The 14,932-nt window shown below is 71.2% G+C and carries 13 protein-coding genes; 6 read left to right on the forward strand and 7 right to left on the reverse strand.

The features are described 5' to 3' along the window. Window positions 1–18: 18 nt before the first annotated feature. Window positions 19–2,220: an MMPL family transporter gene (locus ACY34M_RS25950; RefSeq protein WP_462720921.1), complete on the forward strand. Its 2,202-nt coding sequence runs from the start codon at window positions 19–21 to the stop codon at window positions 2,218–2,220. Here ACY34M_RS25950 and ACY34M_RS25955 read toward each other — a convergent pair. Further along, a complete protein-coding gene (locus tag ACY34M_RS25955) occupies window positions 2,210–2,584 on the reverse strand; it encodes an SsgA family sporulation/cell division regulator (protein ID WP_462720922.1) in 375 nt (124 codons plus the stop codon). The genes ACY34M_RS25950 and ACY34M_RS25955 overlap by 11 nt on opposite strands. A 144-nt stretch (window positions 2,585–2,728) precedes the next feature. Between ACY34M_RS25955 and ACY34M_RS25960 the strand changes: the two genes are divergently transcribed. Genes ACY34M_RS25960 through ACY34M_RS25975 form a run of 4 tightly spaced genes read left to right on the forward strand, consistent with a single transcriptional unit; the run spans window position 2,729 to window position 6,558 of the window. Continuing rightward, complete coding sequence (locus tag ACY34M_RS25960; protein ID WP_462720923.1) at window positions 2,729–3,787, forward strand: energy-coupling factor ABC transporter permease; 1,059 nt, start codon at window positions 2,729–2,731, stop codon at window positions 3,785–3,787. A 1-nt stretch (window position 3,788) separates the two neighbouring features. Beyond that, the gene (gene cbiQ / locus ACY34M_RS25965) at window positions 3,789–4,550 is read left to right on the forward strand and encodes a cobalt ECF transporter T component CbiQ (RefSeq protein ID WP_462720924.1); all 762 of its coding nucleotides are present in this window, start codon (window positions 3,789–3,791) and stop codon (window positions 4,548–4,550) included. Continuing rightward, entirely contained in the window at window positions 4,538–5,329 is a 792-nt protein-coding gene (locus ACY34M_RS25970; protein ID WP_462720925.1) for an energy-coupling factor ABC transporter ATP-binding protein, read from the forward strand. The genes cbiQ and ACY34M_RS25970 overlap by 13 nt, the downstream gene beginning before the upstream one ends. A 44-nt stretch (window positions 5,330–5,373) precedes the next feature. Then, window positions 5,374–6,558: a serine hydrolase domain-containing protein gene (locus ACY34M_RS25975; RefSeq protein WP_462720926.1), complete on the forward strand. Its 1,185-nt coding sequence runs from the start codon at window positions 5,374–5,376 to the stop codon at window positions 6,556–6,558. On the opposite strand, the gene ACY34M_RS25980 is transcribed toward ACY34M_RS25975, so the two are convergent. From ACY34M_RS25980 to ACY34M_RS26005, 6 genes are all read right to left on the reverse strand, one after another. Beyond that, a complete protein-coding gene (locus ACY34M_RS25980) occupies window positions 6,501–7,088 on the reverse strand; it encodes a hypothetical protein (protein WP_462720927.1) in 588 nt (195 codons plus the stop codon). The genes ACY34M_RS25975 and ACY34M_RS25980 overlap by 58 nt on opposite strands. A 128-nt stretch (window positions 7,089–7,216) precedes the next feature. Next, entirely contained in the window at window positions 7,217–8,068 is an 852-nt protein-coding gene (locus ACY34M_RS25985) for an EamA family transporter (protein ID WP_462720928.1), read from the reverse strand. Further along, window positions 8,065–8,595: a YbaK/EbsC family protein gene (locus tag ACY34M_RS25990; protein ID WP_462720929.1), complete on the reverse strand. Its 531-nt coding sequence runs from the start codon at window positions 8,593–8,595 to the stop codon at window positions 8,065–8,067. Before ACY34M_RS25990 ends, ACY34M_RS25985 begins: the two co-directional genes overlap by 4 nt. A gap of 22 nt (window positions 8,596–8,617) precedes the next feature. After that, complete coding sequence (locus tag ACY34M_RS25995) at window positions 8,618–10,270, reverse strand: penicillin-binding transpeptidase domain-containing protein (RefSeq protein ID WP_462720930.1); 1,653 nt, start codon at window positions 10,268–10,270, stop codon at window positions 8,618–8,620. Window positions 10,271–10,457: 187 nt separating this feature from the next. Next, entirely contained in the window at window positions 10,458–12,089 is a 1,632-nt protein-coding gene (locus ACY34M_RS26000; protein ID WP_462720931.1) for a penicillin-binding transpeptidase domain-containing protein, read from the reverse strand. Window positions 12,090–12,215: 126 nt separating this feature from the next. After that, window positions 12,216–13,979, reverse strand: a complete 1,764-nt coding sequence (locus ACY34M_RS26005) for a dolichyl-phosphate-mannose--protein mannosyltransferase (RefSeq protein WP_462720932.1) — start codon at window positions 13,977–13,979, stop codon at window positions 12,216–12,218. Between the two features lie 63 nt (window positions 13,980–14,042). Here ACY34M_RS26005 and rsmI point away from each other — a divergent pair, with 63 nt between their 5' ends. Continuing rightward, window positions 14,043–14,927: a 16S rRNA (cytidine(1402)-2'-O)-methyltransferase gene (gene rsmI / locus ACY34M_RS26010; RefSeq protein WP_462720933.1), complete on the forward strand. Its 885-nt coding sequence runs from the start codon at window positions 14,043–14,045 to the stop codon at window positions 14,925–14,927. The last annotated feature ends 5 nt before the right edge of the window (window positions 14,928–14,932 follow it).

Genomic DNA, 14,932 nt, shown 5'->3' on the forward strand with positions numbered 1-14,932 from the left:
GACCGGGAGTACGCCTCCGTGGCCACATTTCTCTACAAGCTCGGCAAGCTAGCCTTTCGCCGACGGCACTTCGTCGCCCTGATCTGGGTGGCCCTGCTCACGCTCGCGGGCGTGGGCGCGGCCTCCGCGCCGACCGCGGCCTCCAGCTCCTTCTCCATACCCGGCACGGAGGCCCAGAAGGCCTTCGACCTGCTCGACCAGCGCTTCCCTGGATCCGCCGCCGACGGGGCCACCGCCCGTGTCGTCTTCGAGGCGCCGAAGGGGGAGAAGCTCACGGACGCCGGCAACAGGGCCGACATCCAGGACACCGTCGCCTCCATCAAGTCCAGCTCGAAGCAGGTCGCCTCCGTCGCGGACCCGTTCGTCGCCAAGACGCTGAGCAAGGACGGCACGATCGCCTACGCCTCGGCCTCGTACAAGGTCTCCTCGATGGAGCTGACCGACGCCGACCGGGACGCGCTGCAGGAGGTCATCGACCAGGCCAAGGAGACCGGTCTGACCGTCGAGGTCGGCGGTGACGCGCTCCAGGCCATGCCGGAGACCGGTGCCACCGAGGTCATCGGCATCGCGATCGCGGCCGTGGTCCTGGTGATCACGTTCGGCTCGCTGATCGCGGCGGGGCTTCCGCTGCTGACCGCGCTGATCGGCGTCGGCATCGGCGTCTCCACCATCACGGCGCTGGCCAACGTGCTCGACCTGGGCAGCACCACCTCCACCCTGGCGATGATGATCGGCCTCGCGGTCGGCATCGACTACGCGCTGTTCATCGTGTCCCGGTACCGGGCCGAACTGGCCGAGGGCCGGGAGCGGGAGGAGGCCGCGGGGCGGGCCGTCGGCACCGCGGGCTCGGCCGTCGTCTTCGCGGGCCTGACCGTCGTCATCGCCCTCGTCGGCCTTGCCGTCGTCAACATCCCGATGCTCACCAAGATGGGTGTCGCCGCCGCGGGCACCGTCGCCATCGCGGTGCTCATCGCGCTCACCCTGATCCCGGCGCTGCTCGGCTACGTCGGCAAGCGGGTGCACGGCCGCAAGGCCCGCAAGAACCTCAGTGAGGAGCAGGAGCCCAAGGCCAACATGGGCACCCGCTGGGCCCGCTTCGTGCTGCGCCGCCCGGTCACCGTCCTGATCGTGGGCATCCTCGGCCTCGGCGCCGCGGCCGTCCCGGTCGCCTCGCTCGAACTGGGCCTGCCCGACGACGGCTCGCAGCCCACCAGCACCACCCAGCGCAAGGCGTACGACCTGCTCTCCGAGGGCTTCGGGCCGGGCTTCAACGGTCCGCTCATGACGGTCGTCGACGCCAAGGGCTCGGACGACCCGAAGGCCGCCGTCTCCGAGGTCGTCCGGGAGATCAAGGGCACGGACGGCGTCGCGGCGGTCACCCCGCCGACGTTCAACAAGTCCGGCGACACCGCCGTGATCAGCGTCGTCTCCCAGTACAAGCCGTCCTCGGTCGACACCGAGAACGTCGTGCACGACATCCGCGACGCGGGCAAGGACATCAAGGCGGACACCGGGGCCGAGCTGAGCGTCACCGGCTCCACGGCCATGAACATCGACGTGTCGCAGAAGCTCAACGACGCGCTGATCCCCTACCTGGCGCTCGTCGTCGGCCTCGCGTTCCTGCTCCTGATGGTGGTCTTCCGCTCGATCCTGGTCCCGCTGAAGGCGGCCCTCGGCTTCCTGCTGTCGGTGCTCGCCGCGCTCGGCGCCGTCGTCGCCGTCTTCCAGTGGGGCTGGCTCGGCTCGCTGTTCGGCGTCGAGCAGACCGGCCCGGTCATGTCGATGATGCCGATCTTCATGGTCGGCGTGGTCTTCGGCCTCGCGATGGACTACGAGGTGTTCCTCGTGACCCGGATGCGGGAGGCGTACGTGCACGGGGAGCGGCCCGCGCAGGCCGTCGTCACCGGGTTCAAGCACGGGGCGCGGGTGGTCTCGGCCGCGGCGGTCATCATGATCGCGGTGTTCGCGGGCTTCATCGGAAGCTCGGAGCAGATGGTGAAGATGATCGGCTTCGGCCTCGCCATCGCGGTCTTCTTCGACGCGTTCGTCGTCCGTATGACGCTGGTGCCCGCCGTGCTCGCGCTGCTCGGCAAGAAGGCCTGGTGGCTGCCGAAGTGGCTGGCGAAGGTGCTGCCCAACGTGGACGTGGAGGGCGAGGGCCTGCGGACCGCCGACGGCGATCAGCGTCCCGAGGAGGACCGCGAGCTCGTCAGCGCGTGACGCCCTGAGGGGCCCTGCCCGGGGTGACGGTCGTGTGGGTGCGGCGAAGGAAGCGGATCAGCGCTTTCGAGTCGAACTGCACGACCGTCACCCCGCTCGGCTTGTGGGGCGCGTGGAACTCGATGACCGTCTGCACGCGCCCGCACGGCCAGATCCGGACGGGGCCGCCGGTGGCCGGGGCGCGCAGTCCGCGTTCGAGCAGCTCACGGGGGAAGGAGCCCCACTCGCCGGAGCCGGGCAGCGCGACATGGACGGTGCCGCCCTCGTGGCGCAGCACGACGGGGACAGCCCGGTGCGCCTCGGGGGAGTCGGTGACGACTCGGGCCCGGGCGTACTGCTCTACGTACTGCTCGACAACCGTCATGCCCTTAAATGTCGCATATGAGGGGCTGTGTCGACCAGGGATGACCGGGTCCACTTGGAGTTGAGACGTTGTTGCAAGGCGTTCGCAACAAACCACTATCATCGAACGGTTCACCGAGCGCCGACTCCGAGCGGAGTTCCTGCCATGCATGTCCCTGACGGATTCATCAACGCCCCCGTGTCGGCCGCCGCGGGTGTCGTCGCCGCGGGCGCCGTCGCCGTCAGCCTGCGCGGCGCCCGCCGAGAGCTGGGCTCCGAGCGGGCCGCGCCGCTCGCCGGTCTTGTCGCGGCGTTCATCTTCGCCGTCCAGATGCTCAACTTCCCCGTCGCGGCGGGCACCAGCGGACATCTGTTGGGCGGTGCGCTGGCGGCGATACTCGTGGGCCCCTACACAGGGGTCCTCTGCGTCTCCGTGGTGCTGCTCATGCAGGGCGTGCTCTTCGCCGACGGCGGCCTGACCGCGCTCGGCGTGAACATCACCGACATGGCGATCACCACGACCGTCGTCGCCTACCTCGTCTTCCGCGGCCTCGTGAAGCTGCTCCCGCGCACCCGCCGCTCGATCACCGTGGCGTCCTTCGTCGCGGCGCTGCTCTCCGTCCCGGCCGCCGCCGTCGTCTTCACCCTGATCTACGCCATCGGGGGGACGACCGACGTCTCCACGGCCAAGGTCGCCACCGCGATGGTCGGCGTGCACGTCCTCATCGGCATCGGCGAGGCCGTGATCACCGCGCTCACCGTCGGCGCGGTCGTCGCCGTCCGGCCCGACCTCGTGTACGGGGCCCGCGGACTGCACCAGCCGCTGAAGCTGAAGGTGAACGGGGAGCTGGTCGACGCGCCTGTAGCGGCTCCGGTGGCGGCGGCCCGCTCGCACCGCAAGGTGTGGATCATCGGCCTGGCCGCCTCCGTCGTCCTCGCCGGCTTCGTCTCCTTCTACGCCTCGGCCAACCCCGACGGCCTGGAGAAGGTCGCCCACGACAAGGGCATCGACAAGAAGACGAAGGAGCACGCCTCCTCCGACTCGCCGCTCGCCGACTACGGCGTGAAGGACATCACCGACGCCCGCATCTCCGGCGGCCTCGCCGGGATCATCGGCGTCGGCGTCACCGTCGTCGCCGGGACCGGGATCTTCTGGGCGCTGCGCAGGCGCCGCACGAGCGACGCGGCCTCCACCGAGGTCACCGCAGAGAAGACGACCGCCTGACATGGGCGCCGGTCACGCCCACCGCCTCTACCGCGCCGGGGCCTCGCCCGTGCACGCGCTGCCGCCGCACACCAAGCTCGCCGCCGTCTTCTGCTTCGTGATCGTGGTCGTCTCCACCCCGCGCGAGGCGATGTGGGCCTTCGGCCTGTACGCGGTGCTGCTCGCGGCGGTGGCGTACGCGGCGCGGGTCCCCGCCGGCTTCCTGCTGAAGCGGCTCCTGATCGAGGTCCCGTTCGTGGCCTTCGCGGTCCTCATGCCGTTCGTGGCCGAGGGCGAGCGGGTGCAGGTCCTCGGGATGTCGCTGAGCGAGAGCGGACTGTGGGGCGCCTGGAACGTGCTGGCCAAGGGCACCCTCGGTGTCGCCGCCGCGGTCCTGCTCGCCTCGACCACCGAACTGCGCGAACTGATCCTCGGCCTGCAACGCCTGAAGCTGCCGCCGCTCCTCGTCCAGATCGCCTCGTTCATGATCCGCTACGGCGACGTCATCACCGACGAGATGCGCCGCATGAAGATCGCCCGGGAGTCGCGCGGCTTCGAGGCGAAGGGCGTACGGCACTGGGGCGTGCTCGCCAAGTCGGCGGGCGCGCTGTTCATCCGCTCCTACGAGCGCGGGGAGCGGGTGCACCTCGCCATGGTCAGCCGTGGCTACGCGGGGGCGATGCCGGTGATCGACGACCTGGCGGCGAGCCGCGTCCAGTGGTCGTACGCGCTGACCCTGCCGTGTGCGGCGCTCGTGGTGTGCCTGATGGGATGGATGCTGTGACTGCTTCTTCTGAGCCGGACCCCGCCGTGCCCGCTTCCCTCGACGTCTCCGGACTCGCGTTCGCCTACCCCGACGGGCACCAGGCCCTCTTCGGCGTGGACCTCACCATCTCCAAGGGCGAGCGGGTCGCGCTGCTCGGGCCGAACGGCGCGGGCAAGACGACCCTCGTCCTGCACCTCAACGGCATCCTGACCGGCGGCGCGGGGACCGTGACGGTCGCCGGCCTGCCCGTCGACAAGCGCAACATGGCGGAGATCCGCCGCAAGGTCGGCATCGTCTTCCAGGACCCGGACGACCAGCTGTTCATGCCGACGGTCCGCGAGGACGTCGCGTTCGGCCCGGCGGCGGCCGGGATGAAGGGCGCCGAGCTGGAGGCGCGAGTGCTGAAGGCCCTCGCCCTGGTCGGCATGGAGGAGTTCGCGGACCGCCCGCCGCACCACCTCTCCTTCGGCCAGCGCCGCCGCGTCGCGGTCGCCACGGTCCTCGCCATGGAGCCGGAGATCCTCGTCCTGGACGAGCCGTCCTCCAACCTCGACCCCGCGTCCCGCCGCGAACTCGCCGACATCCTGCGCTCGTTGGACGTGACGGTCCTCATGGTCACGCACGACCTGCCGTACGCGATGGAGCTCTGCCCCCGCGCGGTGATCCTCAGCGGCGGCGCGATCGCGGCGGACGGGGCGACGGTCGACCTCCTCGTCGACGAGGACCTGATGACGGCGCACCGCCTGGAGCTCCCCTTCGGCTTCGACCCGAGGTCGGTGGCGGGGAAGACCGTTTGATCGATCATCGGAATGCGGCGGCACCGGCACCTGTTGCATCCACCGTGGACACAGCAGTGAACGGCACGGTCGCCCCCGGATTCGAAGGCGTCTCGGCCGCCTTCGGTGAGAACTTCGCGGCCCGCGGTGAGCGCGGCGCCGCGCTCGTCGTGTACCGGGACGGGCGCAGGATCGTCGACCTGTACGCGGGCACCCGCGACGTCGACGGGGGCGCGCCTTGGGAGCCCGGCACCGCGCAACTGCTCCGCTCCGGCACCAAGGGGATCGCCGCGGCGGCGCTCCTCCTGCTCCACCAGCGCGGCGAGCTCGACCTCGACGCGCCCGTCGGCTCGTACTGGCCCGAGTTCAAGGCGCACGGCAAGGAGGACGCCCGCGTCCGCGACGTGCTCGCGCACCGCGCCGGCGTCCCCGCCCTCGACCGCCCCCTCACCCCCGCGGAGGCCGTCGACCAGGACCTCGCCGCTGCCGCCGTCGCCGCACAGGAACCGTTCTGGGCGCCCGGCACCGACCACGGCTACCACGCGCAGACGTACAGCTGGCTCACGGCCGAGCTGGTGCGCCGGATCACGGGCCGGACCATCGGCGAGTACGTCGCCGAGCAGATGGCCGCACCCGCGGGCGCCGACATTTGGATCGGCCTCCCGGCCGCGCAGGCCCACCGCGCGGGCCGCGTCGGCCCCGTCGAACCCCCGGCCACCGCAGGCGGACTGCGCTCACGCCCCAAGCGCGCCATCGTCGAGGCGTACGACAACCCGGACTCGCTCACCAACCGCGCCTTCGGCACGATCAGCCCGGCGCCGGACGAGAACGACCCGGCGTACCGCGCGGCCCAACTCCCCGGTTCCAACGGCTTCGGCACCGCCGAGGGACTCGCCCGCTTCTACGCCTCGCTGATCGGCGAAGTCGACGGTGGCGTGCGCCTGTTCACGCCGGAGACGATGGAACGTGCCCGCACGGAACACTCCGCGGGCCCCGACCGCACCCTCATATCGCCCTCTCGCTTCGGCCTCGGTTACATGCTCCACGGCATCGCGTCCCCCCTGCTGACACCGACCTCCTTCGGCCACCCCGGCCGCGGCGGCGCCCTGGGCTTCGCCGACCCGGAGTCCGGCATCGCGTTCGGCTACGTGACGAACGGCATGCAGAAGGGCGTCACGGCGGACCCGCGGGCTCAGGCGTTGGTGAAGGCGGTGCGGGAGTCGCTGGCCGGGCGCCACAGCGGCGCGTAGCCGATCAGCAGGAGCACGGCCGCCACCGGGATCAGATCGTTGGTCGCGAACGGCATCAGCGCGGTCACGAAGACCAGGCACGGGGACCACAGCGGCAGCTTGCGCAGCGCGTACAGGCGCAGGGCCAGGACGACCATGCCGACGAAGAACAGCATCGGGCCGACCGCGTAGAAGGCGATCTCCACGCCGGGCAGCGAGCCGAAGTCGTCGGAGAGCCGGGCCATCTCCGCGTGGTCGTCGGCCATCAGACCCGTCACGATGTCCACGCCGAACTGCACGGTCAGGGCCGCAGCCCCCACCACGGCGAGGACCCGGCCCGCCCCGGCCCACCGGTCCCGCCGCCCCGCGAGGGCCCGCATCGTGGCGAACCCCCGCACGAAGAAGACGAGTCCGGCGAGGAAGCACAGATGCCCGGCCGTCCACGCGAACCCGGGCCCGCGCTCGCCGTCGAACCCGTCGAAGATCCGGAACACCCCGTACGCGCCGAAGAGGAGGGGTGCGAGAAGGAAGTCTCTGCCAGAAGAGGTCATGCGACGATCCTGGCCGCCGGTGGACCCCAACTCGACCTGGCCGCACCCTGGTTGGACCCGCACGGCACCCTGAGGGGCGTATCAGGGATGTCCCGGTGGGCGCCCCGGACCGCGACCACGGACCGGCGTCAACCGGCGTGCAGCATCAAGCCGATGCCCGCGACCACCACACCCGCCGCCACCAGCCTCGGTGCGCCGAAGCGTTCCTTGAAGAAGAGGGCTCCGATCGCCGCCCCCACGATGATCGACGACTCGCGGAGTGCCGAGATCGGGGCCAGGTCGGCTCGCGTCTGGGCCCACAGGACCAGGCCGTACGCGGCCACGGAGAGTGCCGCGCCCAGCAGGCCCCGCCAGGCGAACGGGCGCAGGCGCTGCACCAGTTCGCCGCGCCAGCGGTACGCCGCGTACACCGGCACCGCGATGCCCTCAAGGACCATCAGCCACGCGATGTACCCGAGCGAGGAGCCCGAGGCGCGGACGCCCAGGCCGTCCACCACCGTGTACGACGCGATCGCCACACCCGTGGCCAGCGCGGCGCCGAGTGCCCGCCAGTCCGGCCTGCGCCCCGAGCCCCGTAGACCCCACAGCGCCAGGCCCGTCAGGCCCGCGCTGGAGACGGCGACCCCCGCCGCCTGCCAGCCGCCCGGCACCTCTCCCGCGAAGACCGCCGCCAGCACCGTCACCACCAGTGGCGCCGTGCCGCGCGCGATCGGATAGGCCTGCCCGAAGTCGCCCAACTTGAACGACGTCATCAGGAGCGCGTAGTAGGCGACGTGCAGGATCGCCGAGACGATCAGATACGGCCAGGCGCCCGCCGCCGGTATCGGCGCGAACACCGCCAGCGCCAGCCCGATCAGCGTCCCGCCGCCCGATATGAGGGTGAAGCCGACCAGCTTGTCCGTGATGTGGTGGGCCAGGGCGTTCCACGAGGCGTGGGTCACCGCCGCCAACAGCACCGCCGCGGCGACGATCGGCGTCATGCGCGCACGTCCACGAGCATCGCGCCCGCGTGCGTGATCAACTCCTTCGGCTCCATGGGGAAGACGGCGTAGGGGCTGCCGGCCGCCGCCCACACCGTGTCGTGGTTCAGCAGCGAACGGTCGGCGAGGACGCGGGTCTTGTTCGCGTGGCCGAAGGGCGGGACGCCGCCGATCGCGTAGCCGGTGAACTCCCGCACCACGTCCGCCTTCGCGCGCGTGACCTTCTCGGCGCCCAGCTCGTCGCGTACGAGATCCAGGTCGACGCGGGAGGAGCCGTCCATGAGGACGAGCACCGGCACGCCGTCCGCCGCGAAGATCAACGACTTGCAGATCTGGCTCAGTTCGCAGCCGATCGCCTCGGCCGCCTCCTGCGCGGTGCGGGTCGCCTCCGGGAAGCGCCGCACGCGCGGCAGGAGGTCGGCGAGGCCCATGGCGGTGACGGCCTCGGCGAACCGGGGGTGCGCTGCCGTGCTGCTGTTTTCCGCTGTCGTCATGGACCGCACGCTAGCCCTACGTGTACAGGGCATGCGACCCCGTTTCGGCCCTCGGTCAGCCGCCCGCCAGCAGCATCTTGCGGACGACGGGACCGGCGGAGTCGCCGCCGTGCCCGCCCTGCTGCACGACGGCCGCCGCCGCGAGGTCGCCGCGCCAGGCCGTGAACCAGCCGTTGGGGTCCTTCTGCCCGTCGACCTCCGCCGAACCGGTCTTCGCGCCCATGTCGGAGCCGAGCCCGGACATCGGCTTCACGGCCGTCCCCGCGATCGCCGTGTAGTGCATCAGCTCGCGCAGCTTCGCGGCCGTCGAGGCGGAGATCGGCTTCGAGGCCTTCGCCAGCGTCCGGTCGTCGAAGTCGGGCGAGACCAGGTACGGCTGGTGGAAGGCGCCCGCCTTCACGGTCGCCGCGACCGAGGCCATGTTCAGCGGGTTCATCCGCACCCCGCCCTGCCCGATCAGCGAGGCCGCCATCTGCGCGTCCGACTGCACCGGCACCGCGCCGTCGAAGCTCGGCACCCCGATCGACCAGTTGTTCATGCCGAGGCCGAAGACCGCTTGCGCCTGCTTGGTCAGCGAGTCGTCGTCGAGCTTGGGGGCCTGGCTGATGAAGGCCGTGTTGCAGGACGCGGCGAAGCTCGACTTGAACGTGCCGTTCTTGATCTGGAACTTGTCGTCGTTCTGGAACTTCCAGTGCCCGTACGTGAAGTACTTCGGGCACGGGTGCTTTTTGTCGACGTCCGCGAGGTTCTTGTCGAGGAGCATCGACGCCGTGATGACCTTCATCGTGGAGCCGGGCGCGAGCGAGCCCTGGAACGCGGTGTTGAATCCGGGGCTGGAGTTCGCCACCGCCAGGATCTCGCCGGTCGACGGCTTCACGAGCACGACCGAGGCCTTCTTGCGCGACTTCACCTGGGCCTCGGCGGTGGCCTGGAGCGCCGGGTCGAGGGTCGTCTTCACGGTGCCCGGCGTGCCCTTGGAGAGGGTGAGCAGCGTCTTGTCGGGCAGCGCGTTCTTGTCGTCGGACTTCTTCTCCGGCTGCTTGCGCACGACGCGCAGTTCGACGCCGGCGGTGCCGCCCGCCTTCTTCCCGTACTTCTCGCGCAGTCCGTCGACGATGGTGCCGATCGAGGGGTACTTCTTCGCGTCCAGTTCGTTCCCGGCCCGGTCCACGGCCTTCACCGGAGGATCGCCGGCCTCGCCGGTCTCCAGGTGGTCGCCCTCCTTGAGGTCCGGGTGCACGACCGAGGGCTGCCAGTCGACGAGGACCTTGCCGTCGCTCTTGCGGCGCTCGGCGGTCAGCGCGGAGTCGTACGCGAAGGGCTTGCTCAGCTCGGAGTCCGAACCGCTGCCCTCCTTGTACGTGACGGTGGACGTGACGTGGAAGGGGACCTTGGCGCCCTCGCGGGTGCCGGGCGCGAGCTTGACGTCGGTCAGGTGGGCGTCCTTGGTGACGTCTGCGAGCGCCTTCTTCGCGGCCGCCGCGTCGTTCGTGTACGCGGCCGCCTTCGCGGTGTCGCCGTGCTGCCAGGCGGTGAGGAACCCGTCGGCCGCGGCCCGTACCTCCTTGGCCGTCGGCGGGCCCTTGGGGATCTCCGGCTTGTCGTCCGAAGCGGCCGAGGTGCTGCCGGCCCGTTCGCCGCCACCGATCAGCGCGTACGCGCCGACGCCTGCCCCGATGACGGCGACGGCGGCGACGCCACCGATCACCAGGGCGTTCGTATTGCGTCGCGTCTCATCACGACGCTTGCCTCTGCTGCCCACCTGAGTCCTCCGGAGATCTACGGTTGGCCCAGGGTACGGGGTGGCCCTGAACGCACTGTGCGTAGGACTGAACGACGTGGTAGGGCCCGGCGGTGCGAGGGTTCACCGCCAGGCGCACGGATTCGTAGGGGATTTACGCTCCGGCCCGTAGGACCGCCGCGACGAGGGGACCGGCCGCGTCGCCGCCGTGGCCACCGCGGGGGACCGTCGCCGCGGCCGTGACGTCGTCGCGGTAGCCCGCGAACCAGGAGTTGGCGTTGCCCTGGCCGTCGACGTCGGCGGAGCCCGTCTTCGCGCCCTTGTCGCCGGGGACGCCCGCCATGGCCGTGGCGGCGGTGCCGCTGGTCGCGGTCAGCCGCATCATCTGCCGCAGTTGGGCCGAGGTGCCGGGCTTGAGACCCTTCGCCTCGGCGAGCGGGTGGTCGTCGATCTTCCGGGAGACGAGAACCGGCTGGTGGAAGGTGCCGGTGATGGCGGTCGCCGTGACCGACGCCATGTTCAGCGGGTTCATCTTGACCTGGCCGTGGCCGATCAGCGCGGAGGCGTCGTCGGAGTTGCCGGGCATCTCCACCGAACCGTCGCGGGAGACGACCCCCGTCTGCCAGTCCTTGCCGAGCCCGAACCGGTCCTCCGCCTCGGCGGCGAAGCGGGCCGGGCCCAGGTCGTCGGAGAGCTTGATGAAGGCGGTGTTGCAGGACCGGGCGAAGCTGTCGGCCAGCGTCGCGTTCTCGTTGGGCCGCAGGCCCTTGAGGTTGTGGAAGGTCTGGCTGAGCGCGACCGCCGTATCGGGGCAGGGCGCCGAGCCGTTTGCCGAGGTGACCCGGTTGTCGATCAGCGCCGCCGCGGTGACGATCTTCATCACCGAGCCGGGCGCGCTGCCGCCCTGCAACGCGGCGTTGAACTCGCCCTTCGCCTCGTTGGCGACCGCGAGCACCTCGCCGGTGGACGCCTTGACCGCCACCACCGACGACTCCGGGTACTTGCGCACCGCCTGCTCCGCCGCCGCCTGTGCGGTCGCGCTGAGCGTCGTGCGCAACTGGCCGGCCTTGCCCTTGGTGAGGGTGAGGAGCGTCTTCGCGGTGGTCGGCTCCCCGTTCGCGTCGGTGTGCTCCACGTACGTCTCGACGCCGGGCGAACCCCCGGCGGAGTCCCCGTACTTGGCGCGCAGCTGGTCCAGGACCGGGCCGAGCGAGGGGTACTTGTCCTTGGTCAGTACGGCGCCGTGCCGGTCTACGGCCTCGATGGGCGGCGCCTTCGCCTCCCCGGTGACGAGGGTGTCGCCCTTGCCCATCGCCGGGTGCAGCACGGCGGGCGACCAGTCGACCAGCGCCCGCCCGGTGGTCTGCCCGCGCACGACGGTGAGCGAGGAGTCGTACGACATGGTCCTCGTCTTCTTGCCGTACGTGACGGTGGCCTTGACGTGGAACGAGACCTTCGGCCCCGTCGCCTTCGTCGGCGTGACCTCGGTGTGCGTGACGTGCGCCTTGCCGTGCCAGTCCTCGAGGACGCGCATCGCGTTGTCGGCGTAGTCCGTGAGCCGCGCGGCCGCCGCGGAGTCGTTCTTCGCCCACGCCGCGAGGAACTCCTGCGACGTCTCCTTCACCTCGTCGCCGGACGGCGGCCCCGACTTGTACTCCGACCCCTGCGACGACACGGTGTTCCCGCCCGTGACCGCGGTCACGAGGTTGTACGCCCCGTACCCCGCGCCGCCCACCATGACGGTGAACACCCCGCCGACGACGGCGATCTTGACCCCCTTGCGCATGACGCGCTCCCCTCCCCGGGTTGACGGGAGGGACTGTAAGCACGACGAGGGGGCCGAGAGGCGCGTGTTCCGTAGATGATGTCCGAAGGTGTCCGGATTGAGATCACAAAGCTGACCGAAACCGACTCACACCCAGGTGTCCAACCACATCCGCGAACGCCACGAGTCGACCGGGATCGCGGTGCCCGTGTAGATCGGCCAGAAGTAGATGAAGTTCCAGGCGATCAGCAGGACCAGGGCGCCCGCGCCCGCCGCGCCGATCACCCGGCGGCGCTCCGCGGAGCCCGGTTTGCCGATGATCGCGCCGAGCATCATCGCCAGGGCCAGGCAGACGAACGGGGCGAAGACGACCGCGTAGAAGTAGAAGATCGTCCGCTCCTGGTACTGGAACCAGGGGAGGTAGCCCGCCGCGATGCCGCACAGGATCGCGCCCGCCCGCCAGTCGCGGCGGAAGAACCAGCGCCACAGCACGAACAGGAGCGCGAAGCAGGCCGCCCACCACAGCAGGGGCGTGCCGAGGGCGAGGACCTCGCGGGCGCACTTCTCCGTCGCGTCGGTGGGGCAGCCCTGCGTGCCGGGCTTCGGCGACTCGTAGAAGTACGAGACCGGGCGCCCGTCGACCATCCAGCTCCACGGGTTCGACTGGTAGGTGTGCGGCGAGCTGAGCGTGGTGTTGAAGTTCCACACCTCGTGCTCGTAGTGCCACAGGCTGCGCACCCAGTCCGGCAGCCAGGTCCAGCTGCCGCCCCTGCCGTCGGTGGCCGCCCAGTTGCGGAAGTAGCCGCCGCTGCCGTCGGACGGGGAGAGGATCCAGCCCAGCCAGGACAGCAGGTACGTGGCGACGGCCACCGGGACCGTCGAGACGAACGCCGGGACGACGTCCCGCCGCAGCACCGCGCGGTACGGGCGCTCGGCCCCGGCCACCCGTCGCGAGCCCACGTCCCACAGCACCGACATCAGGGCGAAGGCCGCGAGGTAGATGAAGCCGTTCCACTTCGTGGCCGCGCCGAGGCCCAGGCACAGGCCGGCGAGCAGCCGCCACGGACGCCAGCCCAGGCGCAGCGTTTCCGCGACCTCGACGTCGGGGTGCGGCAGCCCGCGCTCGTCCACCGGCAGCGCGGCGGCCAACTGCCCGCGCGTGCGCTCCCGGTCGAGGACCAGACAGCCGAACGCCGCCACCACGAAGAAGACCAGCACCGAGTCGAGCAGCGCGGTGCGGCTCATCACGAACGCGAGACCGTCGACGGCGAGCAGCGCGCCCGCCAGGCAGCCGAGGAACGTGGAGCGGAAGATGCGCCGCCCGATCCGGCAGACCATGAGCACGCACAGCGTGCCGAGGACCGCCGTCATGAACCGCCAGCCGAACGGGTTGAAGCCGAAAAGCCACTCACCGATGCCGATGACGTACTTGCCCACCGGTGGATGCACGACGTACGAGGCGTCGTGCGGGATCGGTACGTCTCCGCCCGTGGCCAGGATCTTGTCGTTCGCGTCCTTGGGCCAGTTCACCTCGAAGCCGCGGTGGACGAGCGCCCACGCGTCCTTCGCGTAGTACGTCTCGTCGAATATCACGGCCTTCGGGCTGCCCAGGTTCCAGAACCTGGCGAGGCCCGCGACGAGCGTGACGAGCAGCGGGCCCGCCCAGCCGACGATCCGCTCGGCCTGCGCGGCGGTGAACCGGCTCAGCCCGAAGGACGCCCACAGGCGCCCGCCGAGCGGCGGGAACGGCGGCACCAGGCGCGTGCCCACGTCACCGTCTCTCGCCGGCGCCCGGTATCCGTACCTGCGCAGCCCACGCAGCCACGACGACTGCTGCGGCTCCGTGCTGGCGGCCTGCTCGGTCGGTGCGCTGGTCGGAGTCGCCCCGGACGACGACGCGGTACTGGTCACGCGCGCCATCGTAGGGAACACGACTGTGCGAGTCCTGTCGCCCGCTCCTGCGAGACTGGAAACGTGACAGGAACCGCAGAATCCCCCGAGTCCACCGGAACCCTTGTGCTCGCGGGCACCCCGATCGGTGACGTGGCGGACGCGCCGCCGCGCCTGGCCCAGGAGCTGGCCGGCGCCGATGTCGTCGCCGCCGAGGACACCCGGCGCATGAAGCGGCTCACGCAGGCGCTCGGCGTGCAGGTCGGCGGGCGTGTCGTGTCGTACTTCGAGGGCAACGAGTCGGCCCGCACGCCGGAGCTGGTCGAGGCCCTGGCCGGCGGGGCGCGGGTGCTGCTCGTGACGGACGCCGGGATGCCGTCCGTGTCCGACCCCGGCTACCGGCTGGTCGCCGCGGCCGTCGAGCGGGACATCCGGGTCACGGCCGTGCCAGGACCCTCCGCCGTGCTCACCGCCCTCGCCCTGTCCGGGCTCCCCGTCGACCGCTTCTGCTTCGAGGGTTTCCTGCCGCGCAAGGCGGGCGAGCGGCTCTCGCGGCTCAAGGAGGTCGCCGACGAGCGCCGCACCCTCGTCTACTTCGAGGCCCCGCACCGCCTCGACGACACCCTCGCCGCGATGGCCGAGGCCTTCGGCGACGACCGCCGCGCCGCCGTGTGCCGCGAGCTCACCAAGACGTACGAGGAAGTGAAGCGCGGCCCGCTGAAGGAACTGGCCGAATGGGCCGCCGAGGGCGTGCGCGGCGAGATCACGGTCGTCGTCGAGGGCGCCCCGGAGAAGTCGGCCGACGACCTCACCCCCGAAGAGCTGGTGCGCAGGGTGCGCGTGCGCGAGGAGGCGGGGGAGCGGCGCAAGGAGGCCATTGCGGCCGTGGCCGCCGACGCCGGGCTGCCCAAGCGCGAGGTCTTCGATGCCGTGGTGGCGGCAAAGAATGCGCAGCGCAACGCCCCATAGGCGTG

Source organism: Streptomyces sp. EDA2-14 (assembly GCF_054963755.1).